Here is a 20,722-nt window from a genome sequence, read left to right on the forward strand (position 1 = left end):
GGGTCGACCCCCACTCCGTCGCTGCTTCGCAGCGCCACCTCTCCCCCGATCGACGGGGTAGAGGAGAGGCGCGAGCGTGCACAGGCTGGCTCCCCACCTCTCCCTCCAGAGGAGGGAGAGGTGGCTCGGCGAAGCCGAGACGGGGGAAGGCGCCCGACCAGATCGAACCCGCCGTTGGGTTCGCGGCTGAAGCGTCACTCAATCCTGGTGCAGGACGAATTCCAAATAGAGGTTGCGCTGCAGGATCGAGTGGTTGTCGTCGGAGATCAGCGACACCATCACCGCGCCGTCGTCGCGCGTCCAGACGTCGAGCCCTTCCATATTGTCGATCTGGCAGCCCATGTCGGCGTCCAGCAGCACCGGCCCGTCGGCGACGGCGCCCTTCTCGACACTCTCGCCGTAGATGCGCCGCAGCCGCATCTTGAGCCCGCCCGCCATGGTGAAACTGCGCTCCAGCAGCAAAAGGTCGCCGTCCGGCAGGAAGGCGCCGTCGGTGATGTCGAAATCGCCGTTGCGCTTGACGGTGAAGACGCCCTTGTGCGGCCCTTCGATGATGGCGGCATAGATGTTGCCTGATTTGTCGAGGCTTTTCTCCGACACCACGACCAGGCCGCCCTGATGCTGGCCGTTGGCATTGGCATGGGTGACGGTCTCGAAGCCGCGATTCTGCCGCAGCTCGCGCGCCGGCACCAGGAAATCCAGCTGCCGGTACGGCGCCTTCATATTCTCCGGGTCGATCCTGAACTGGGCAACGCGGTGATTGCGTTCGAAACCGACCGTGGCGATGCCATCCTTGACCGCGAGTCCTTCGGCATCGACCTCCCATTTCTCGTCGATCGGCTGGCCGCTCTGGTCGACCATCTGCTGCATGCGGAAGTTCTGGATGCCCACCGGCCGCCTGTCGGCGTCGCGGGCCACCGTGCCGAAGAACCAGTAGCCGGTGTCGGCTACGCCGATGAAATCGCTGCCCGCTTTCAGAAAGCGGAAGGCCGACAGCGCGCCGAAATCGCGCGATTTCGAGGTCATTTCCAGCCCGCCGACGAATTCGAGTGAACCGAACTGCGTGTCGGTCCGGCCAATGCGGAATTCGGTGATCGGGCGGGACGAAACCTCGATGGGATAAACCGGCGCCGAGCCGGCCGAACGAACTGGCGCGGACGCCACGCCGGCGAACAGGGCGATGGCGGCGAAGAGCGTTTGCCGAACCCCCCCGCGCGAAAAGATCATCCGGCGCGCCGCATGCCGCCGCGCCGCGTGTCGCGTGCGCTTTCCTCGGCAAACAGCGAGGCCAGTTGCTCGGTCATGGCGCCGGCCAGTTCCTCGGCATCGACGATGGTGACGGCGCGCCTGTAGTAGCGCGTGACGTCATGGCCGATGCCGATGGCCAGCAGTTCCACCGGCGAGCGCGTCTCGATCAGCTCGATGACGGCGCGCAAATGGCGTTCGAGATAATTGCCCGGATTGACCGAAAGCGTTGAATCGTCGACCGGCGCGCCATCCGAAATCATCATCAGGATCTTGCGCTGTTCGGGTCGGGCGATCAGGCGGTTGTGCGCCCACAGCAGCGCCTCGCCGTCGATGTTCTCCTTGAGCAGGCCTTCGCGCATCATCAGGCCGAGATTGCGCCGTGCCCGCCGCCACGGGTGGTCGGCGGATTTGTAGATGATGTGGCGCAGATCGTTGAGCCGGCCGGGGCTCGGCGGCTTGCCGTCCTTCAGCCATTTTTCGCGCGCTTGCCCGCCTTTCCAGGCCCGCGTGGTGAAGCCGAGGATCTCGACCGAGACGCCGCAGCGCTCCAGCGTGCGTGCGAGGATGTCGGCGCAGGTGGCGGCGACCGTGATCGGCCGGCCGCGCATTGAGCCCGAATTGTCGAGCACCAGCGTCACCACCGTGTCGCGGAATTTGGTGTCGCGTTCCTGCTTGAAGGACAGCGGCTGCATCGGGTCGATGACGACGCGCACCAACCGCGCCGGGTCGAGGTAACCCTCCTCCAGGTCGAAATCCCAGGACCGGTTCTGCTGCGCCATCAGCCGGCGCTGCAGCCGGTTGGCCAATCGCCCGACCACGCCCGACAGATTGGCCAGTTGCTTGTCGAGGAAGGCGCGCAGCCGGTCGAGTTCTTCCTCCTCGCACAGCTCTTCGGCACCGACCGTCTCGTCGAAAGCAGTGGTGAAGACCTTGTAGTCGATTTCCTTCGGCAGATTGGTGAAGGGATTGTCGTTGCGGCGAGCCTCGCCGGGCGTCTCGGCATCGGCGTCGTCGTCATCGGACAGATCGTCGGCGGTGGCGTCGGACGCCTCCGTTTCGGACGACTGCTCGTCATCGGCCGAAGCCTCGGCGTCCTCGGACTGCGACTGCTCGGAGCCGGAATCCTCTTCCCCGCCCTCCTCGCTCTGCTCCTCGCCTTGCGGCTGGTTGTCGTCATTGTCCTCGGAATCTTCCGTCTCCTGGTCGTCGCCGAGTTCCTCGGCCATCTCCATGGAGGCGAGCATTTCGCGCACGACGCGGGCAAAGGCCTGCTGGTCGTCAAGCTTGGCCGACAGGCCGTCGAGATCGGCCTTGGCCTTTTCCTCGACCCAGGGCCGCCAGAGCTCGACCAGCCGCTCGCCGCTCTTGGGGACCGCCCGGCCGGTCAGCTTCTCGCGCACCATCAGCGCCAGCGCTTCCTCGATCGGCGCGTCGGCCTTGTCCTTGACGTCGACAAGATTGGCCTTGGCGTATTTGTCCTCCAGCATCGAGCCGATATTGTCGGCGACGCCCTGCATGGCGCGGCTACCGATCGCCTCGACGCGGGCCTGCTCGACCGCGTCATAGATGGCGCGCGCCGCCTTGCCTTCCGGCGCCAGCTTGGTGTGGATGCGCGCATCATGGCAGGCGCGCTTCAGCGCCATGGAATCGCCGAGGCCGCGAGTAATCGCAATATCGGTCTTGGAGGCCTTCTTCGGCAGTTCGGGCAAGCGCGCCCGGCTGCCGGCGAGCGCCGGCCTGTCCTTGGCGAAGCCGACTTCCATGTCCTTGTCGCCGGCAATGGCGCGCATGCAGACGGTGACGGCGCGCTTGAAGCTGTCGGCTTCAGACCCCGTCTTCGACTTGTTGCGCGTGTTGTCGCCCGGACCCGCCATCGAGGCTCTGCTTAGCCCAGCACCACGTTGGCGGCGCTCTCGGGCAGATCCTCGCCAAAGGCGCGCTGGTAGAATTCGGCCACCACCGAACGCTCCAGCTCGTCGCATTTGTTGAGGAAGGTCAGCCGGAACGCCATGCCGATATTGCCGAAGATCTCGGCATTTTCGGCCCAGGTGATGACGGTACGCGGGCTCATCACGGTCGACAGATCGCCATTGATGAAGGCCGAACGCGTCATGTCGGCGACGCGCACCATCTTGTTGACGATGTCCTTGCCCTTGTTGTCGCGATAGTGCTTGGCCTTGGCCAGCACGATGTTCACTTCATTGTCGTGCGGCAGATAGTTCAGCGTGGTGACGATCGACCAGCGGTCCATCTGCGCCTGGTTGATCTGCTGCGTGCCGTGGTAGAGGCCGGTCGTGTCGCCGAGGCCGACCGTGTTAGCGGTCGAGAACAGCCGGAACGCCGGATGCGGACGGATGACCCGGCTCTGGTCGAGCAGCGTCAGCCGGCCCGACGATTCCAGCACGCGCTGGATGACGAACATCACGTCCGGACGGCCGGCATCGTATTCGTCGAAGCAGAGCGCGACATTGTGCTGGTAGGCCCAGGGCAGGATGCCGTCGCGGAATTCGGTGATCTGCAGCCCGTCCTTGACGACGATCGCGTCTTTGCCGACGAGGTCGATACGGCTGACATGGCTGTCGAGATTGACGCGCACGCAGGGCCAATTGAGACGGGCGGCGACCTGTTCGATATGCGTCGACTTGCCGGTGCCGTGATAGCCCGACACCATGACGCGGCGGTTGTAGGCAAAGCCCGCCAGGATCGCCAGCGTCGTTGCCTTGTCGAACAGATAGTCCGGATCGACGTCAGGCACATGTTCCGATGTCACCGAATAGGCCGGCACCACCATCTTGGAGTCGAAGCCGAATTTGTCCTTCACCGACACCGTCGTGTCGGGCAGGTTGGCGATGTCGCGATCGACCTTGTTCATATCTCTCAACGTCTCCACGGGCGAAACGTCCCGTTTCGCCGGCAATCGATTTTGTTCGGGGGCGGTCTTAGAGCCTTTTCCAACCTTATGAAAGTTGGAAAGCGACACAAACCGTAGGGTCGCTCAGCACAGGCCCGCCTGTTTGAGCACGCGATAGGCCTGCAGCACATCGCGGAACCGGTCTTCCGAACCTCTGTCGCCACCATTCGCATCCGGATGGTGACGTTTCACCAGTTCCTTATAGCGCGCCTTGATATCCTTGCCAGTCGCCTTTGTATCAAGGCCAAGCGTTTCCAGCGCCTTGGCCTCAAGCGGCTTGGCCTTGCGCTCGCGCGCCTCGCGCGGATCCTTCGGCCCTTTGAACAGGTCGAACGGGTCGCGCATGCGGTTGTAATAGCCGGCGCGGCCGGAGCGCATCTGCGCCATATCGGGCGACGAACGTGTCGAGGCGCCATTGACGCCCATCTTCCAGGTCGGCCGGTGGCCGGTCATGGCTTCCTTCTGGAAGCGCGCGACCTCGGTGTCCGGCACGCCGGAGAAGTAGTTGAAGCCCTTGTTGTACTCGCGCACATGGTCGAAGCAGAAGCGGAAATACTCACCCTCCTTCATGCGCCCGACCGGCGCGCGATGGGTGCCCGGCTCCTTGCAGCCATCCCACTGGCAGATCGGCGAGTGCGACTTCAGCTCCGCATCCTTTTCAGGGCGGATGCGAATCTTCTCGAAATATTTGGGATACGGCTTCATCTCACCCATTTATGGGGCGTTCGCAAATGCGAAACAAGAATTGACATTTTCGCGATCATCGCCCTAACCGCTGAATCGCGGCATAAAGCGGGCGAATTGCGGATTTAGTTGCGCAATAGCGGCCCCCGGGGCTAGCGCGCCAGCCATATGTGGTGAACGGAGACTGCAATGTCCATACAGGCGACCATGGAAGACAAGCTCAACAAGGCATTTTCGCCGGAGCGGCTGGTCATCATCAACGAGAGCCATCTCCACGCCGGCCACCATCACCACGGCTCGGACCATCATGGCGCTTATGACGGCACCGGCGAGACGCATTTTCGCGTCCGCGTCGTGTCGTCCGCCTTTGCCGGCATGAGCCGCATCGACCGCCACCGCGCCGTCAACGAACTGCTTGCCGACGAACTGAAGGCCGGCGTTCATGCTCTGGCGATCGAACCGGCGGCGCCCGGCGAAAAGACCCGCTGGTAGATCAGTCCGCCGTGGCCCTCCGGCGCGGTCAGATCACCGCTTCGATCAGGAACGGCCCGCGCCGAGACAGGGCACTGTCCAGCAGCGCGTCGAAGCGCTCGCAGGTGTCGGCGCGCGCCGCCTCCACGCCCATGCCCTTGGCCAGCGACACCCAGTCCAGCGCGGGATGGTCGAGGTCGAGCATGCGCCTGGCGTTCTCGCCGATCGCGTTGACGCCGACATTCTTCATCTCGCCATGCAGGATCGCGTAGGTGCGGTTGGAAAACACGATCGTCACCACGTCGAGATTTTCCCGCGCCTGCGTCCACAGGCCCTGCACCGTGTACATGCCGCTGCCATCGGCCTCCAGATTGATCACCTTGCGGTCTGGACAGGCGATGGCCGCTCCAGTCGCCATCGGGATGCCGCCGCCGATCGATCCGCCCGTGCCCATCATGTAGTCGTGCGGCGCGGCAAAGGCCGACAGCGCGAAGAAGCGCCTGGCCGAGGTGACCGCCTCGTCGCAGACGATCGCATTGTCCGGCAGCTTGCGCGCCACCGACAGCGCGATGGCATCTTCCGTCAGCCCGCCGCTCGGCGCAGCCTCATCGGGAAAAGCGGTTGCGAAGTCAACCTGTTGCGATGGTTTGACGCCGAGTTCGTCGCGAAGTGCTTCCAGCGCCGCATGCAGATCATCGCCATGAGCAGCAAGCGTCCGCACCTGGCAGTCGTCGCGCACCAGCCGTCCCGGTTTTCCCGGATAGGCGAAGAAGGCAACCGGCTCCTTGCCGCCGACCAGCACCAGTACGTCGATATCCGCCAGCAGCGCCGTCGCCGCATCGATCGGATAGGGGATGCGCGTCGGCGCGACGCGCCCGCGCCCGCGTTGCATGCGCGCGATCAGGACCTCGCTGAACAGGCGCACATAGCAGGCCGTCGAGATCTGGCCGGCGATCTCGAGCGCATCGGCGCGCGCCGCTCGCCCGCGAACGATCATCCCGACACGGCCCGGAGCCGCACGGATCGCCTCGGCGGTCGCGCGCACAGCGTCCCTATCGACGGCCGGCGGCGGCGAAAGGACGACCTTGCCCGGCGAGGCCGGGGCAGCATCGCCCCAGGCCGCATCAGCCGGCAGGATCAGCGTGGTGACGCCCGGCGGGGTCAGCGAGGCGCGGAAGGCCGCCTCCGTGGCCGGCTGGACATCGGCCGGCCCGGCGATGCGGCGAACCCAGTTGGACATCGGCGCTGCAAGGCCTTCGATGTCGCTGGTGAGCGGCGCGTCGAGCGGCAGATGATAAGAGGCGTGGTCGCCGACGATGTTGATCATCGGGCTGAACGCACGCCGGGCGTTGTGCATGTTGGCCAGTCCATTGGCCAGGCCCGGACCGGTATGCAGCAAAGTCGCGGCCGGGCGGTCGGTCATGCGCGCATAGCCGTCGGCCGCACCCGTCACCACGCCTTCGAACAGACCGAGCACGCAGCGCATCTCGGGCTTGCGGTCGAGCGCGGCAACGAAATGCATTTCGGAGGTGCCGGGATTGGCGAAGCAGACCGTCACATCATTGGCCAGCAGCACGTCGCACAGGGCATCGGCGCCATTCATGCAATTTTTCTCCAAGTCATGAGAATCAATTGCACCTAGGGATGTCCGCACGGCAATATCCCGCCGCCGCTTTTGGCATGATCCAGCTGCAGTAGTAGCGAGCGAACTGGACCGCGATCAGCCGACGGTCGATTTCAGAAACGTCAGCGCGGCAGCGGTCAACGCGTCGCCACCCCTGCCGAAATCGCGGTTGATCGACATATGCGTATAGGCGCTGCCGTCGAACAGCGTGACCTCGGTGCCCGTGGCGCGCAAGCGCTCGGCGAAGGCTTTCGACTCCTCGCCACGGCCCGACGCCCCCGAGTATGCGATGAAGGTCGGCGGATGCTTGCGGCCATCGACATAGCTGGCGGGCGAAAGTGCCGCCCACTGCGAAGGGTCGGAAAAGACCCGCGCATAGGCCCGCTCCATGCCGCCGTTCTTCTCGAGCGCTGCAAGATCATAGGCCCTGGTATCGTCGAGCAGAAGACCGGCGACACCGGGCAGCCCGCCGCGCATGCCGGTCAGCGCGATCAGATGGCAACCGGCCGAATGGCCCATGCCGACAATGCGCGTGGGGTCGCCGCCATGCCCGGCGACGTTGGCCATGACATAGGCATAGGCCTTTTCCACGTCATTGGCCTGGGTGGCGACATCGGCCTCGGGCAACATGCGATAGTCGATCGAGACGAAGCAGAAGCCGTTGGCGAGCAGGAAGGCCGGCTTGGCGCCCACCTGGCTGCGCTTGCCGAACTCCCAAGCCCCGCCATGGACGAAGAAGACCACGGGCAACCCGCTTGCGCCATCGGGCGCATAGATGTCGAGCTTGGCCGGTCCGTAGTCGAAGGTTTTGGGAGATGGTGAGGATTGGCGCGCAAACGTCGTGGCCGGCACAAAAGCCGCCATCGAAGCCAGAAGCAGGGTTCGCCGATCGACCATCATCTTCTCCTGACCGCCCGGCGCAAAATGCACAGGGACGCCGCGAAGTTCCAGTGAAAGATCGGTAACGTGCCGGGACGTTCCCTGGTGTTGAGGTTAAGGTCCAGCCGAGGTGCCGTCATCCTGCATTGATAAATCGATTGTGATACGGGCCGGATTTACAGATCGTTGTGGATATGAATCGATAGGGACTGTAAGTCCGACGACTTGCCTGCCCACAAAGTCCAAGGCGCGCCGGCAAGAAAGCTCCAAAGCTACAAATGACAACGACGATCGTCCATGCTGGCTTTCACAAGACCGGAACCACATCGATCCAGGAGTTCCTGGCAGCTCGTCGCGAGTGGCTGGCGGCACAGAACGTCTTCTATGAACCCGATGGCACAGGGAGCCTGACTGGGCATCACCGGCTGGCGTGCTGGCTCAGCACGCATCGTATATCTCCCGGCCCAAACGACCTTTTTACCCCCGAGCGCGAACGTTATTCGAGCATGCTCCAAGCTCGTTCCCTAAAGGCAGAGAATTTCAGTTATCCATTTTCAACCACAAACCCCATCCGTCTGATTTCTTCTGAGATCTTCAATACTTTCGACCTGGCCGAACTTATCAAGATGAAATCCTTTCTTGGCTCGATCGACCGATTCATACTCTACGTCCGCAACGGCATCGGTTTTATATATTCCTGTTGGGCGTCGAAAGTTCGCTGGGGGCATATCGACTCGTTCGACTCGTTTCTCAAAGAAACTCTGGGCTTCGCACCGAACACACCGCTGAGCGGCGCCCTTCAGTTTGTCGATGTCCTCAGCAATCTGTTCGGGCCTGAGCGCATCTCGATTCGAAATTTCAATACCGCTCTGCAACACAAGCGTGGAATTGTCGGTGACTTTGTTGAAGGTGAATTGGGTCTGGCGGCACCAGCCAAAGTGGACAAAGAGCGCATATCGAACAGGACGATCTCCTGGATTGCAACAGAGGTGCAAAGAGCGCTGAACCTGTGGAACAAGGACAAGGGCTTTGACGCCGCCGCTGCAGCGCGCGGCAGACTCAACGAGGCGCTCCACAGCCCCGACGGAGAAGCCCTCATGGATGAATTCAGGCAAAAGCTCGAAACGAGAACGAAACTGATCACCATAAGGGACATGCATCCGACCAAGATTGGAATGGACGGCATCGCCTTTCGCGGCAGTGCATCGTTTCGCGGCGCTTGCGAATGGCACTTTCCTTTCGACGAGCCCGCATCATTTGTTCCGACGCACCATCTCGTCGAGGTGCTGGCCGCTCTGCCGGGATTCAAACGCCTGGCGCAAACCGACCCGCTCTAATGCATATCGCCCAAAAGCGGCCTCGGTGAGGGGCAACGACATGCTCAAAACAAGGACCTAAAGTCCGTCGCAGGAATGCGTTCAAAACGCGACGCTTTAGGCGTCGCCCGCCGGCCTGATCCTCAACCTGGCAATGCGGTTCTTGTCCCGCTTCATGACGATGAAGCGCTTGCCGTGGAAGGTGAAAGCCTGCTTCTCCTCGGGGATTGACTGCGCCTCGTGGATGACGAGGCCGGCAATCGTCGTCGCTTCCTCGTCCGGCAGGTTCCAGTCGAGCGCTCGGTTCAGGTCGCGGATCGGTACATTGCCGTCGACGACGACGGAGCCGTCGGCCTCCTGCTTGACGCCCTGGATGTCGACATCGTGCTCGTCGGCGATCTCGCCGACGATCTCCTCGATGATGTCCTCCAGCGTCACCAGCCCTTCGACCTCGCCATATTCGTCGACGACGACGGCGAAATGTGACTTACGGCGCAGGAAGGCGTTGAGCTGTTCCTGCAAGGTCGTGGTGTCGGGCACGAACCAGGGTTTTGAGGCGATCTTCATCACGTCGATCTTGGAAAAGTCGTTACCGACTTCGTTCAGTGCGCGCAGCAGATCCTTGGCATGCAGCACGCCGACAATGTTGTCGAGCGAGCCCTTCCACAGCGGCATGCGGGTGTGCGGGCTCTGCAGGATCTCGCGCACCACCGCTTCCGGTGCATTATCGGCATTGACCGAGCGCATATTGGTGCGGTGGACCATGATATCGGAGACTTCGAGCTCTTCGAGATCGAACAGGCCGCCGATGCGGTCGCGGTCCTCGCGCACCACCTGGCCGTCGCGGCGGAAATCGTCGACCGCGCCGCGCAGCTCGTCCTGGCTCGAGCGCTGCGGCTCGATGCGCGACAGCTCATAGCCGAACATGGCAAGCAGGCGCGTGCGCACGGCAACGACCAGCAGGATGAGGATGGCGAGAACGGCGACGACGATCCAGCCATTATCCATTTCAGCCGGCTTTCCGGCTGGCTGGATGGTTTTCCCTCAGGAACGACAGCACTTCGGAAGCCGGAACGTCCTTGGCGATAAAAGCCTGGCCGATCCCGCGCGTCAGGATGAAGGTCAGCGCGCCGCGCGACACCTTCTTGTCCTGGGTGATGAAGGAAAGCAGTGCCTCGGCATCCGGCAATTCACCCGGAATATCGGACATCCGCCACGGCAGGCCGACGGCGCGCAGATGCGTTTCGACGCGTGCCGCGTCGTCGGGACTTGCCAGATTGAGCCGCGAGGAGAAGCGATGCGCCAGCGCCATGCCGATCGCGACCCCCTCCCCATGGACGAGCCGGGCACCGTCATACTGCGTGGCCGCTTCGAGTGCGTGGCCGAATGTGTGGCCGAGATTGAGCAGTGCCCGGTCGCCGGTCTCGAACTCGTCGCGCGCGACGACATCGGCCTTGGCGCGACAGGCTTCCGCAATCGCCTGCGCCCGCTCCGGCCCGCCGGCGAACACCTTCTGCCAGTTCACTTCCAGCCAGGCGAAAAGTTCCGGCCGGTCGATCAGCCCGTATTTGGCGAGTTCGGCGTAGCCGGCGCGGAATTCGCGGATCGGCAGCGTGTCGAGCACTCCGGTGTCGGCCAGCACCAGCCTGGGCTGCAGGAAGACGCCGACAAGGTTCTTGCCGCGCGGGCTGTTGATGCCGGTCTTGCCGCCGACCGAGGAATCGACCTGCGCCAGCAGCGAGGTCGGGACCTGCACAAAATTCATGCCGCGCCGCACGATGCCGGCGGCAAAACCGGTGAGATCGCCGATGACGCCGCCGCCCAGCGCGACGACGACGTCGCCACGCTCCAGCCTTGCGGCCAGAATCCCATCAACCACCTCTTCGAGATGGGCAAAGCTCTTGGTCTTCTCGCCCGGCGGCATCGTGATGACGGTGGGCTGGATGCCACCCTTCTCGAGCCCTGCCTTCAGCGTATCGAGATGCGCGGCGGCGACATTCTCGTCGGTAACGACAGCCGCGCGCGTACCCGGTAGCCGGTGTGAAATCTCCTCGCCGGCGCGCGACAAAAGGCCGGAGCCGATCAATATGTCGTAGGCCCGGTCGCCAAGGCCGACTTCGACGGTGACTGACTGGTCCACGCTCACGATTCGATCTCGCCCGTCGCTGCAATTTCATCGATGCCGAAATGCCGGCACAGCGCGTCCAGCACCTCGGCGGCGATAACCTCCTTGCGGTCGTCGCGGGTCGGCACGGTGACATCTGATGTCGCGTAGACCGGATAGCGCTCGCCCATCAGCCGCTCCAGCACGGCGCGGGGATCGGCGCTTTTCAACAGCGGCCGGTTCTGCTTCTTCGAAACCCGGTCCATCAGAAGATCGAGTTCCGCCTTTAGCCACACCGAGACGCCATGGCCGGCGATGGCTTCGCGCGTCTGTGCGTTCATGAAGGCGCCGCCGCCGGTCGAAAGCACCTGCGGGCCATTTTCAAGCACGCGCAGGATGACACGCTGCTCCAGGGCCCTGAACTCGGTCTCCCCATAGCGTTCGAACAGCTCCGGCACGGTCATGCGCGAGACGCTTTCGATCTCCTGGTCGCTGTCGATGAAGGGCAGCGACAGCATCGTCGCCACCTTGCGGCCGATCGCCGTCTTGCCGGCGCCCATCAGGCCGACAAACACGATGGACCGGCTGCCCAGCCGGCCAAGCAGCGCGGCGAGGCTCTCGCCTGGAGGATTTGCCTGGTGCGCGTTCATCAGCTGTTTCTTGGGCCCTCTTTGCCGGCGTATCGACATGAAAAGCCGGTTTGCGTCAAGCGTGCCGAGCACAGGCAACCCTATATCGGGCGCAGGATGCCTGCATCAGAAGTTGCTGACAGGCCTCCGCTTCTTCCTTGAATTGGCCGGATAGGCGTCCCATAAGGGCACAGGGTTTGGAAACGCAGAACAAGAAGACGGGCGAAAATTGATGCCGACACTGTTTCGCTTTGTCGTGATCCTCGCGATTCTGGCCGGCATTGCCTATGGTACGATGTTCGCGTTGGTGATGTTCGTCGAGCCCAAAAAAGCCGAGATGAGCGTGCGCATCCCGCCGGAAAAGCTGAATCCCAAGAAAAACTGACCCCGAAGAAAACTGATCCCCGAGGATGAACAGCGCCGCCCGCATCGAGGCCTTCCTGGAAATGATGAGCGCCGAGCGCGGCGCCGCCGAAAACACGCTGTCCTCCTACCGACGTGACCTCGAAGACGCTTCGAGCGGGATCGATGGCGGGCTTGCCGGTGCAGCCGCCGCCGATATCCGTGCCTATCTCGACGACATCGCAGCTCGCGGCTTCGCGCCGACCTCGCAGGCGCGCAAACTGTCGGCGATCCGCCAGTTCTTCAAATTCCTCTACGCCGAGGGCCTGCGCACCGATGACCCGACCGGCACACTGGACAGCCCGAAAAAAGGCCGTCCGCTGCCCAAGACGATGAGCGAGGCCGAAACCGGCCGGCTGATCGACCGCGCCGCGGTGGAAGCCGGCGACGCCGGGCTCGGCTACAGTGACAGGCTGGCCGCGCTACGCCTGCACGCGTTGGTCGAGGTGCTCTACGCCACCGGCCTGCGCGTTTCCGAGCTGGTCGGCCTGCCTGTGACGGTTGCGCAGCGCGACGACCGTTTCTTTATGGTGCGCGGCAAGGGTGACAAGGAACGCATGGTGCCGCTCTCGGCCAAGGCGCGGGTGGCGATGCGCGCCTGGCTTGCCGCCCGGGCCGGAGTGCCCGCTTTCGCCGACAGCCCGTTCCTGTTTCCGGCGGCGTCCGACAGCGGCTATCTCTCGCGCCAGGTCTTTGCCCGCGACCTGAAAGGGCTGGCGGCGCGGGCCGGCATCGCCTCGGCCAAGATATCGCCGCATGTGCTGCGCCATGCTTTCGCCAGCCATCTCCTGCAGAACGGCGCCGATCTCAGGGCGGTGCAGCAGTTGCTCGGCCATGCCGACATATCGACGACACAGATTTACACCCATGTGCTGGAGGAGCGGCTGGTGCGGCTGGTCAACGATCATCATCCGCTTGCCGACTAGGCCTCATATCGCTATGTGAGGACGACATTTCACCGCCGGGAGCCTTGGTTTCAAGGGTTCCGCAGTCCTTGCCTTCCGACGTATCGGTCCGCCCAAGCATGTATAATTATCTCGATTTCGAAAAGCCGGTGCAGGATCTCGAGCTCAAGATCCTCGAGCTCAAGAAGCTTGCCGAGAATGGCGAAGCGGTCGATGTTGCCGATGAGATCACCCGGCTGGAGAAGCGTTCGCGCGACGCGCTGCGCGATCTCTACAAGGCGCTGACGCCCTGGCAGAAGGTGCAGGTTGCCCGCCATTCCGACAGGCCGCACTGCGTCGACTACATCAAGGGCCTGTTCAGCGACTTCACGCCGCTCGCCGGCGACCGCAATTTCGGCGAGGACCAGGCGATCGTCGGCGGTTTTGCCCGTTTCCGCGGCGAACCTGTCGCGATCATCGGCCAGGAAAAGGGCTCGGACACGACCAGCCGCCTGAGGCACAATTTTGGTTCGGTGCGTCCGGAAGGATACCGCAAGGCGGTGCGGCTGATGGAACTGGCCGACCGCTTCAAGATCCCGCTGTTGACGCTGGTCGACACAGCAGGCGCCTATCCCGGCGTCGGCGCCGAGGAGCGTGGCCAGGCCGAAGCCATCGCCCGCTCGACCTCGGCCTGCCTTGCACTAAAAGTGCCGTCGATCTCGGTGGTCATCGGCGAAGGCGGTTCGGGCGGCGCCATCGCGATCGCCACCGCCAACCGCGTCTACATGCTCGAACACGCCATTTATTCGGTGATTTCGCCGGAAGGGGCGGCCTCGATCCTGTGGCGCGACACCACGCGCTCCAAGGACGCGGCGACCAACATGAAGATCACCGCGCAGGATCTTCTGGAACTGAAGATCATCGACGCCATCATCCCCGAGCCGATGGGCGGCGCCCAGCGCGCGCCCGAAACGGTGATTGCCGCGACCGGCGACCTCATTGCCAAGACGATGAAGGAATTTGCCGGCGCCAACACCGATTTCCGCGAACAGCGCCGCGAGAAATATCTGGCGATGGGCCGCAGTCTCTGACGGCATCTGCCGGCGGACAAGGCCATCGGAAGCCCCGCGCGCGCGGCAATGTGGCGGCAATGTGCAATTTCGCCACAAAAATGCCGCCGGATTCGGGTCAATGAAATTGCCGTGAGGGGTTGGTCGAAGCTTGCGGTAAGGAATTTTCAAGGTTAACGGGCTTACGGTCCGTCGGTGTTCAGCATACGGGCTCGGCAGTTCGCAGCCATTGGCCCGAGGGAAAAGACATAGCCGTATCCATGTTTGCCAAGCTCGCCCGCACCGGAGTCCTCGCCGCCTCGATAGCCATCGCCGGCTGCAATGATTCGTCGATGAAGGACTTTGCCCCGGAAGCCAACAAGCCGCTGCCGGACAAGATCCTTGCCGACATGAGGGCCAAGGGCATGGTGCGCACCTCCTCGGTGATGGCGCGCATCTTCAAGGAAGAGGGCAAGCTCGAGATCTGGAAAGCCAAGACCAACGGCCGCTACGACATGGTGGCGAGCTACGACATCTGCAAATGGTCGGGCAAGCTCGGCCCCAAATACACCGAAGGCGACCGCCAGGCGCCTGAAGGGTTCTACACGGTCCGCCCGTCGCAGATGAATCCGCGCTCCAACTACCATCTGTCCTTCAACATCGGCTTTCCCAACGCCTATGACCGCGCCAATGGGCGCACCGGCCAAAACCTGATGGTGCATGGCGCCTGTTCGTCCTCGGGCTGCTATTCGATGACCGACGCGCAGATCGAGCAGATCTATGCCTTCGGCCGCGACGCTTTCCAGGGCGGCCAGACCGAGTTCCAGGTCCAGGCCTTCCCATTCCGTATGACCGCCGCCAACATGGCGCGCTACCGCAACGACCCGAACTACGAGTTCTGGAAGATGCTGAAGGTCGGCTACGACAATTTCGAGGTCACCAAGGTGCCGCCGAAGGTCGATGTCTGCGAGAAGCGCTACGTCTTCAACCAGGTCGCCGCCGATGGCCAGACATTCGATCCGACCGGACCATGCCCGGCAACCACGCAGCCGGATTCGCTGAAGAGCGCCTACAACGCTTATCAGAGCACCTATGACGCGGCCTTCAACAGCGCGCTCAAGGCAAGCGTGCCTCCGCCGAAGCCGACCATCGCCGGCATCAAGGAAGCTAGCATCGTCTCCGACTGGTCGAAGCGCCGGGCGCGCGGCGAGCGCGTGCCGATCGATCCGCCTTCGCTCAACAATGACGGCACGGTGAGCGAAACGGCGCGCATGGGCCGCATCGATTCGCCCGCTGGCCGCAAGATGGCGGCACTGGACGCCGAGAAAGCCGCCAAGCAGAAGGCCGAGGAGCAGAGGCTGGCCGCGATAGAGGCCGCCAAGCAGGCCAAGGAGGCCGCAAAGGCGCAGGCGCTGGCCGAAAAGGAAGCGGCCAAGGCGCAAGCCGTGGCGGCAAAGGAAGCGGCAAAGGCCGCCAAGGAAGCCCCGGTCGCCACCGCCACCATAGCCGCCCCGACGGAGGCCGCGCCGGAAGCCGAAACGCAGGCAGCGAGCGCCGATGAAAGCCGGGTGACCAAGCTGAAGAACAAGCTGCTCGGCATGTTCGGCGGCTGAGCCTGGTCTTGGCCGAGGATACCGCTGTCTACGACCTGAAAGGGCTGAACTGCCCGCTTCCCGTGCTCAAGGCGAAGAAACGCCTCGCGGGAATGCAGCCGGGCAGCCGGCTCTGGCTCGAGACCACCGATCCGCTCGCCGTCATCGATATTCCCGCCTTTTGCTCGGATGCCGGCCACCAGCTGATTGAAACAGCGGCGGTATCAGGCGGCCATCGGTTCCTGGTCGAGCGCGGCGAGACCGTCTGAATTTCGATGCAAAACGCTATCTTCCGGCGATCGCCAGCGGATTGTTTTCCAGTGCCGCGCGGTCGGGTGTGTCGATCGACGGCCGGTTGGTGAAGGCGGCGAACAGCCTGCGCACATAGTCTTCCGGCATGTCGAGCGTGATCAGCACCAGCCGCGTGCCGCGCTGGCCGTCCGGCCACGCCGGCAGCCTCGCCGGCGGATGCAGGATCTTCTGCACGCCGTGGATGACCAGCGGACGTGACGGATCTTCGCTGAGTTCGATCACGCCCTTCATGCGCAGCAGCTTCTCGCCATGCGTCGAACGCAACAGGTCGAGGAACATTTCTATCGCTGAAAACGGCACCGGACCGTCATGGACGAGCGAATAGGAGCGCACGCGCGAATCGTGGCTATGGCCATGATCATGACTGTGATCGTGGTCATGCCCGTGGGCATGATCGTCATGGTGATGGTCGTGAGCATGGTCGTGCGCCGCTTCCTCGCCCAGCCAGCGGCGCACATCGGCTGATTTGGTGGCGGGATTGTAGAGGCCGCAATCAAACAGCGCCGCCACGCCGGTTGTTGAATGACCGGCATCAAGCAGTTCGGCGCCCGGATTGATCTGCCGCAGGCGCGCCCGCAGCGTGTCGAGATCGCCGGCATCGGTCACCAGGTCGACCTTGCTCAGCACGATGCGATCGGCGACGGCGACCTGCTTGACCGCCTCGACATGGGCGTCGAGCGTGGCATTGCCATTGACCGCGTCGACCAGCGTGATGACGCCGTCGAGCCGGAAAGCCTGGACGAGCGCCGGATGCGCCATGATCGACTGCAGCACCGGCGCCGGGTCGGCCAGCCCCGTGGTCTCGACGATGACGCGGGCAAGCCGGGCGATACGGCCGGTCTGCAGCCGGTCGACCAAATCGGCCAGCGTGTCGACCAGTTCGCCGCGCACGGTGCAGCACAGGCAGCCGTCGGAAAGCTGGATGATGCCGTCGGAGGCCTGCTCGACCAGCAAATGGTCGATCGCCACCTCGCCATACTCGTTGATGATGACCGCCGTGTCGGCCAGCGCCGGATCCTTCAGCAGCCGGTTGAGCAGCGTCGTCTTGCCGGCGCCGAGGAAGCCGGTCAGCACCGAGACGGGGATCGGAAACCCATTCATCGGGATCTGTCTCTTTGTTTGAGCATGATCTTTTCCGAAAACCGGATTCCAAGTTTCGCTGACGCGGACCGTCGGTTCGGGATCATGCTCTAGTTCGCGACCTTGACCGGCTGGTCGCCCTGTGCGGCGGAACCAGCAACGGCCGGACCGCCGCCGGTCGGCACCGGCCGATCGGGCCGCCAGCTCGGGATCGGCACGTCGGCATATTCCTGGCCGCCCTGGTCGAGCATCGCCTTCGGCGCTGGACCGGTGGCGCCGCCGAGGCCGACGGCAACCAGCGTCGGCACATGGTCGAGCTTTTCCTGATAGGGCGATTTCGGCGCGTCCTTGGCGGCAACCGCGGGCGGCGCCTCGGACTGCTCCTCCGACGTCTTCTTCTTCTTGCAGACCTCGTCTTGCATGTCGTTGGGCGAGACCGTGTCGCCATAGGGCGCCAGCGTCGCGACGGTGGCCGAACCGGCCGTGGGCGTGTCAAACCCCTGGTCGAGCAGTTTTGCCGCGGTCTCGGCACGACTGATCGCCGACTTCTCGCCAAGCACGACCGCGACAAGCGTGCGGCCGTTGCGCGTCGCCGAACCGATCATGTTGAAGCCGGAAGGGCAGACGAAGCCCGTCTTCATGCCATCGGCGCCGGGGTAACGGCCGATCAGGAGATTGTAGTTCGGAATGGCCTTCTTGCCAACCGCAAGGCCTTCGATCGAGAACCACGGCGCATATTGCGGGAACTCGCGGCGGATCGCCATCACCAGGACCGAAAGGTCGCGCGCCGTCGTGTACTGGTCTGGCGAGTAGAGGCCGTTCGGATTGACGAAATGGGTGCCGTTCATGCCGAGCCGAGCTGCTTCGGCATTCATCCTTTCGGCGAAGGCGGCCTGCGAGCCGCCGACATTCTCGCCGACAGCCATGGCGATGTCATTGGCCGATTTGACCAGCATCATCTTCAGCGCATTGTCGAGCCGCATCACCGAGCCCGGCTTGAAACCCATCTTGCTTGGCGGCTCACCGGCGGAGTGCTTGGTCACCTTGATCGGTGAATCGAGCTGGACCTCGCCGGCCGCGATCGCCCGGAAGGTCACATAGGCGGTCATCAGCTTGCTGAGCGAGGCCGGATACCAGCGTTTGAAGGCATCCTGGTGCTGCAGGATCTGGCCGTTCTTCAAATCGAAGACAACCACCGGATTGGCCAGCGCCGGCCCGGCCAGGACCGACAGCATGATTGCGCCAGCCGAGAATAGTTTGAGGAAATGCCTGTGCCGCATGATCTAATCCGAAATCGCCTCTTGCCCTGATTGCCCCTGGCTCCGTAAGATTTCGTTACGCGACCGCCAGCACAATGAGTCCGACCCTCAAAAACGGACCGCATCGGTGCGGTGCTATTTACCCTATGTGACGCCAACATGGCAAAGTGCCTGACAATCACAATTCCAAAACCCCGCGCACAATTGCAAAACCCCGGGTACAATTGCAAAACACAGGCTGAAGCCGGCTGCACCAACAACGAATGGAACCATCATGCCAATCCTGAACCGCGCCGCTGAAATGCAGGACGAAGTCGCCGGCTGGCGCAGGCATCTGCACCAGACGCCGGAGCTGAACTTCGATGTCTTCAAGACGGCGGCTTTCGTCACCGAGAAGCTAAAGGAGTTCGGTTGCGATGATGTGGTCACCGGCCTCGGCAAGACCGGCGTCGTCGGCGTCATCCGCGGCCGCCAGGGCGAAGGCGCCACCATCGGCCTGCGCGCCGACATGGATGCGCTGCCGCTCAATGAAATCACTGGCAAGCCCTACGCCTCGACCGTTCCCGGCAAGATGCATGCCTGCGGCCACGACGGTCACACCGCGATGCTTTTGGGTGCCGCCAAATACCTTGCCGAGACGCGCAATTTCGCCGGCTCCGTGGCGGTGATCTTCCAGCCGGCGGAGGAAGGCGGCGGCGGCGGCAACGAGATGGTCAAGGACGGCATGATGGAGCGCTTCGACATCTCCAAAGTGTTCGGCATGCACAACATGCCGGGCTTGCCCGTCGGCCAGTTCGCCATCCGTCCGGGCCCGATCATGGCGGCGACGGCCGAATTCACCATCACCGTGAAAGGCAGGGGCGGTCACGCCGCGATGCCGCACGGCACGATTGATCCGATCGTCATCACCAGCCAGCTGGTCGGCGCGCTGCAGACGATCGCCTCGCGCAGCACCGATCCGGTCGAGGCCGTGGTGGTGTCGGTGACCAAGTTCCATGCCGGCGACGCCTACAACATCATCCCAGAATCGGCCGAGATCGCCGGCACCGTTCGCACCTTGCGCAAGGAGATCGCCAAGAAATCCGAAGAGCGCATCCGCACCATCTGCGACGGCCTGGCGACCGCCTTCGGCGCCAGGATCGAGGTCGACTACCAGGCAAATTACCCCGTGACCTTCAATCACGCCGAAGAGACGATGTTTGCTAGCGATATCGCCGCCAATGTCGCCGGAGACGCCCAGGTCCACCGCGGCATCCAGCCGGTGATGGGCGGCGAGGATTTCTCCTACATGCTGGAAGCCCGCCCCGGCGCCTTCATCTTCATCGGCAATGGCGACACTGCCGGTCTTCACAACCCGGCCTATGATTTCAACGACGAGGCCATCCCGCACGGCATGAGCTACTGGGTGAAGCTGGCGGAAACCGCCCTGGCCGCCTGAAGCTCATTGCCCAGAAGGTCGGCCGATTGCATGCGGCCGGCCTCTTGGCGAAACGGTCCGAAGCGGCTATGTGTCGGGCCGCGTGGTCCCGTAGCTCAGTAGGATAGAGCGGCAGATTCCTAATCTGTAGGTCACAGGTTCGATTCCTGTCGGGATCACCATGCATTTTCAAGCGCTTGGCGAAGAAGCATTGTACCTCTTTGCGCAATCAGGTCCGTTGAAGAGGACGAAGACATCACGCCCTCATGCGCACCCTTGAAAAACGTCGGGCCGCGAAGGTGAGCGGGAAACCTCGCTTGCATTGGCATTTCGGCATTCGTCTGCTGCATTGGCTGACCGTGGCGGCGCTCGCGGCGCAAATCGCCATTGCCTTCGGGCCGATGCGGGGGCCGGGCATGACGATGATGAACTGGCTGCCGCTTCACATGTCGATCGGCGTGACGATCCTGACCATCGTCGTCCTCAGGCTTTGCTGGCGCAGCTTCACGCAGGCCCCCGTCAGGCCAACCTCACGATTCCTGCGGTTTGCGACGGCTTTCTTCCACGTGCTTCTCTATGTCACGATCCTCGCCGTCCTGATAACGGGATGGCTAGGCTATCGGCCAATGCCTTTCATGCCCCCTGCACGGCTTTTCGGAACCTTGCCCGTGCCGCTGGCGCCCTCCGTAGGGGCGCTGTCGGCAAGGGGTTTCGCCTTCGTGCATCAGAAGCTGGTCTGGATAATGCTTGGACTTATCGGCGTTCACGTCCTGGCTGCCATGGTGCATTTGGGGCTGTTGCGCGATGGCGTCATGCGAAGCATGGTCTTCGGCCGGCCGGAAACGGCCTCACGCGAATAAG

20 protein-coding genes and 1 tRNA gene are annotated in these 20,722 nt (G+C 63.3%); 10 read left to right on the plus strand and 11 right to left on the minus strand.

Going from position 1 to position 20,722, the window contains the following annotated elements:
* Window positions 1–198 precede the first annotated feature (198 nt).
* From AB4Z43_RS31820 to AB4Z43_RS31835, 4 genes are all read right to left on the minus strand, one after another.
* Entirely contained in the window at window positions 199–1,227 is a 1,029-nt protein-coding gene (locus AB4Z43_RS31820) for an esterase-like activity of phytase family protein (RefSeq protein ID WP_441940705.1), read from the minus strand.
* Entirely contained in the window at window positions 1,224–3,122 is a 1,899-nt protein-coding gene (gene cobT / locus AB4Z43_RS31825; RefSeq protein WP_019861452.1) for a cobaltochelatase subunit CobT, read from the minus strand. Before cobT ends, AB4Z43_RS31820 begins: the two co-directional genes overlap by 4 nt.
* 11 nt (window positions 3,123–3,133) lie before the next feature.
* A complete protein-coding gene (gene cobS, locus AB4Z43_RS31830) occupies window positions 3,134–4,120 on the minus strand; it encodes a cobaltochelatase subunit CobS (protein ID WP_027047444.1) in 987 nt (328 codons plus the stop codon).
* A gap of 123 nt (window positions 4,121–4,243) precedes the next feature.
* Window positions 4,244–4,873 carry a J domain-containing protein gene (locus AB4Z43_RS31835; protein ID WP_019861454.1) on the minus strand — a complete coding sequence of 210 codons (630 nt, stop codon included), beginning with the start codon at window positions 4,871–4,873 and terminating at the stop codon, window positions 4,244–4,246.
* 159 nt (window positions 4,874–5,032) lie between these two features.
* Here AB4Z43_RS31835 and AB4Z43_RS31840 point away from each other — a divergent pair, with 159 nt between their 5' ends.
* Window positions 5,033–5,335 carry a BolA family protein gene (locus AB4Z43_RS31840; protein ID WP_019861455.1) on the plus strand — a complete coding sequence of 101 codons (303 nt, stop codon included), beginning with the start codon at window positions 5,033–5,035 and terminating at the stop codon, window positions 5,333–5,335.
* A gap of 28 nt (window positions 5,336–5,363) precedes the next feature.
* On the opposite strand, the gene AB4Z43_RS31845 is transcribed toward AB4Z43_RS31840, so the two are convergent.
* Together AB4Z43_RS31845 and AB4Z43_RS31850 are read right to left on the minus strand one after the other, a co-directional pair.
* Complete coding sequence (locus AB4Z43_RS31845) at window positions 5,364–6,917, minus strand: acetolactate synthase large subunit (protein ID WP_441940708.1); 1,554 nt, start codon at window positions 6,915–6,917, stop codon at window positions 5,364–5,366.
* Window positions 6,918–7,034: 117 nt separating this feature from the next.
* Window positions 7,035–7,835, minus strand: coding sequence for an alpha/beta hydrolase (locus AB4Z43_RS31850; protein WP_441940709.1), 801 nt, complete (start codon window positions 7,833–7,835; stop codon window positions 7,035–7,037).
* A 260-nt stretch (window positions 7,836–8,095) separates the two neighbouring features.
* Here AB4Z43_RS31850 and AB4Z43_RS31855 point away from each other — a divergent pair, with 260 nt between their 5' ends.
* Window positions 8,096–9,154 carry a hypothetical protein gene (locus AB4Z43_RS31855; protein WP_441940711.1) on the plus strand — a complete coding sequence of 353 codons (1,059 nt, stop codon included), beginning with the start codon at window positions 8,096–8,098 and terminating at the stop codon, window positions 9,152–9,154.
* 96 nt (window positions 9,155–9,250) lie between these two features.
* Here AB4Z43_RS31855 and AB4Z43_RS31860 read toward each other — a convergent pair whose 3' ends face one another.
* Genes AB4Z43_RS31860 through AB4Z43_RS31870 form a run of 3 tightly spaced genes read right to left on the minus strand, consistent with a single transcriptional unit; the run spans window position 9,251 to window position 11,887 of the window.
* Window positions 9,251–10,141 carry an HlyC/CorC family transporter gene (locus tag AB4Z43_RS31860; RefSeq protein WP_064981023.1) on the minus strand — a complete coding sequence of 297 codons (891 nt, stop codon included), beginning with the start codon at window positions 10,139–10,141 and terminating at the stop codon, window positions 9,251–9,253.
* Window position 10,142: 1 nt separating this feature from the next.
* Entirely contained in the window at window positions 10,143–11,279 is a 1,137-nt protein-coding gene (gene aroB / locus AB4Z43_RS31865; protein WP_441940713.1) for a 3-dehydroquinate synthase, read from the minus strand.
* The gene (locus AB4Z43_RS31870; protein ID WP_441940715.1) at window positions 11,276–11,887 is read right to left on the minus strand and encodes a shikimate kinase; all 612 of its coding nucleotides are present in this window, start codon (window positions 11,885–11,887) and stop codon (window positions 11,276–11,278) included. The genes aroB and AB4Z43_RS31870 overlap by 4 nt, the downstream gene beginning before the upstream one ends.
* Window positions 11,888–12,098: 211 nt before the next feature.
* Between AB4Z43_RS31870 and AB4Z43_RS31875 the strand changes: the two genes are divergently transcribed.
* The 5 genes from AB4Z43_RS31875 (at window position 12,099) to AB4Z43_RS31895 (ending at window position 16,062) form a co-directional block, all read left to right on the plus strand.
* Window positions 12,099–12,251, plus strand: a complete 153-nt coding sequence (locus tag AB4Z43_RS31875) for a hypothetical protein (RefSeq protein ID WP_019861463.1) — start codon at window positions 12,099–12,101, stop codon at window positions 12,249–12,251.
* A 25-nt stretch (window positions 12,252–12,276) separates the two neighbouring features.
* Window positions 12,277–13,194 (plus strand): site-specific tyrosine recombinase XerD, encoded by a 918-nt coding sequence (locus AB4Z43_RS31880; protein WP_038649972.1) that lies wholly within the window; start codon window positions 12,277–12,279, stop codon window positions 13,192–13,194.
* Window positions 13,195–13,292: 98 nt separating this feature from the next.
* The gene (locus AB4Z43_RS31885) at window positions 13,293–14,243 is read left to right on the plus strand and encodes an acetyl-CoA carboxylase carboxyltransferase subunit alpha (RefSeq protein WP_019861465.1); all 951 of its coding nucleotides are present in this window, start codon (window positions 13,293–13,295) and stop codon (window positions 14,241–14,243) included.
* Window positions 14,244–14,482: 239 nt separating this feature from the next.
* A complete protein-coding gene (locus AB4Z43_RS31890) occupies window positions 14,483–15,814 on the plus strand; it encodes a L,D-transpeptidase family protein (protein ID WP_038649974.1) in 1,332 nt (443 codons plus the stop codon).
* Window positions 15,815–15,822: 8 nt separating this feature from the next.
* Window positions 15,823–16,062 (plus strand): sulfurtransferase TusA family protein, encoded by a 240-nt coding sequence (locus AB4Z43_RS31895; RefSeq protein WP_019861468.1) that lies wholly within the window; start codon window positions 15,823–15,825, stop codon window positions 16,060–16,062.
* 16 nt (window positions 16,063–16,078) lie between these two features.
* On the opposite strand, the gene AB4Z43_RS31900 is transcribed toward AB4Z43_RS31895, so the two are convergent.
* Window positions 16,079–17,206: a CobW family GTP-binding protein gene (locus tag AB4Z43_RS31900; RefSeq protein WP_069090262.1), complete on the minus strand. Its 1,128-nt coding sequence runs from the start codon at window positions 17,204–17,206 to the stop codon at window positions 16,079–16,081.
* 89 nt (window positions 17,207–17,295) lie between these two features.
* Window positions 17,296–18,465, minus strand: coding sequence for a D-alanyl-D-alanine carboxypeptidase family protein (locus AB4Z43_RS31905; protein WP_069090263.1), 1,170 nt, complete (start codon window positions 18,463–18,465; stop codon window positions 17,296–17,298).
* A 253-nt stretch (window positions 18,466–18,718) separates the two neighbouring features.
* On the opposite strand from AB4Z43_RS31905, the gene AB4Z43_RS31910 reads away from it, so the two are divergent.
* The 3 genes from AB4Z43_RS31910 (at window position 18,719) to AB4Z43_RS31920 (ending at window position 20,721) form a co-directional block, all read left to right on the plus strand.
* Window positions 18,719–19,882 carry a M20 aminoacylase family protein gene (locus AB4Z43_RS31910; protein WP_038649981.1) on the plus strand — a complete coding sequence of 388 codons (1,164 nt, stop codon included), beginning with the start codon at window positions 18,719–18,721 and terminating at the stop codon, window positions 19,880–19,882.
* 84 nt (window positions 19,883–19,966) lie between these two features.
* A tRNA-Arg gene (locus tag AB4Z43_RS31915) sits at window positions 19,967–20,043 on the plus strand.
* 135 nt (window positions 20,044–20,178) lie between these two features.
* A complete protein-coding gene (locus AB4Z43_RS31920; protein WP_155249140.1) occupies window positions 20,179–20,721 on the plus strand; it encodes a cytochrome b in 543 nt (180 codons plus the stop codon).
* Window position 20,722 lies beyond the last annotated feature (1 nt).

The organism is Mesorhizobium sp. 2RAF45 (assembly GCF_052115225.1).
GTDB lineage: Bacteria > Pseudomonadota > Alphaproteobacteria > Rhizobiales > Rhizobiaceae > Mesorhizobium > Mesorhizobium jarvisii.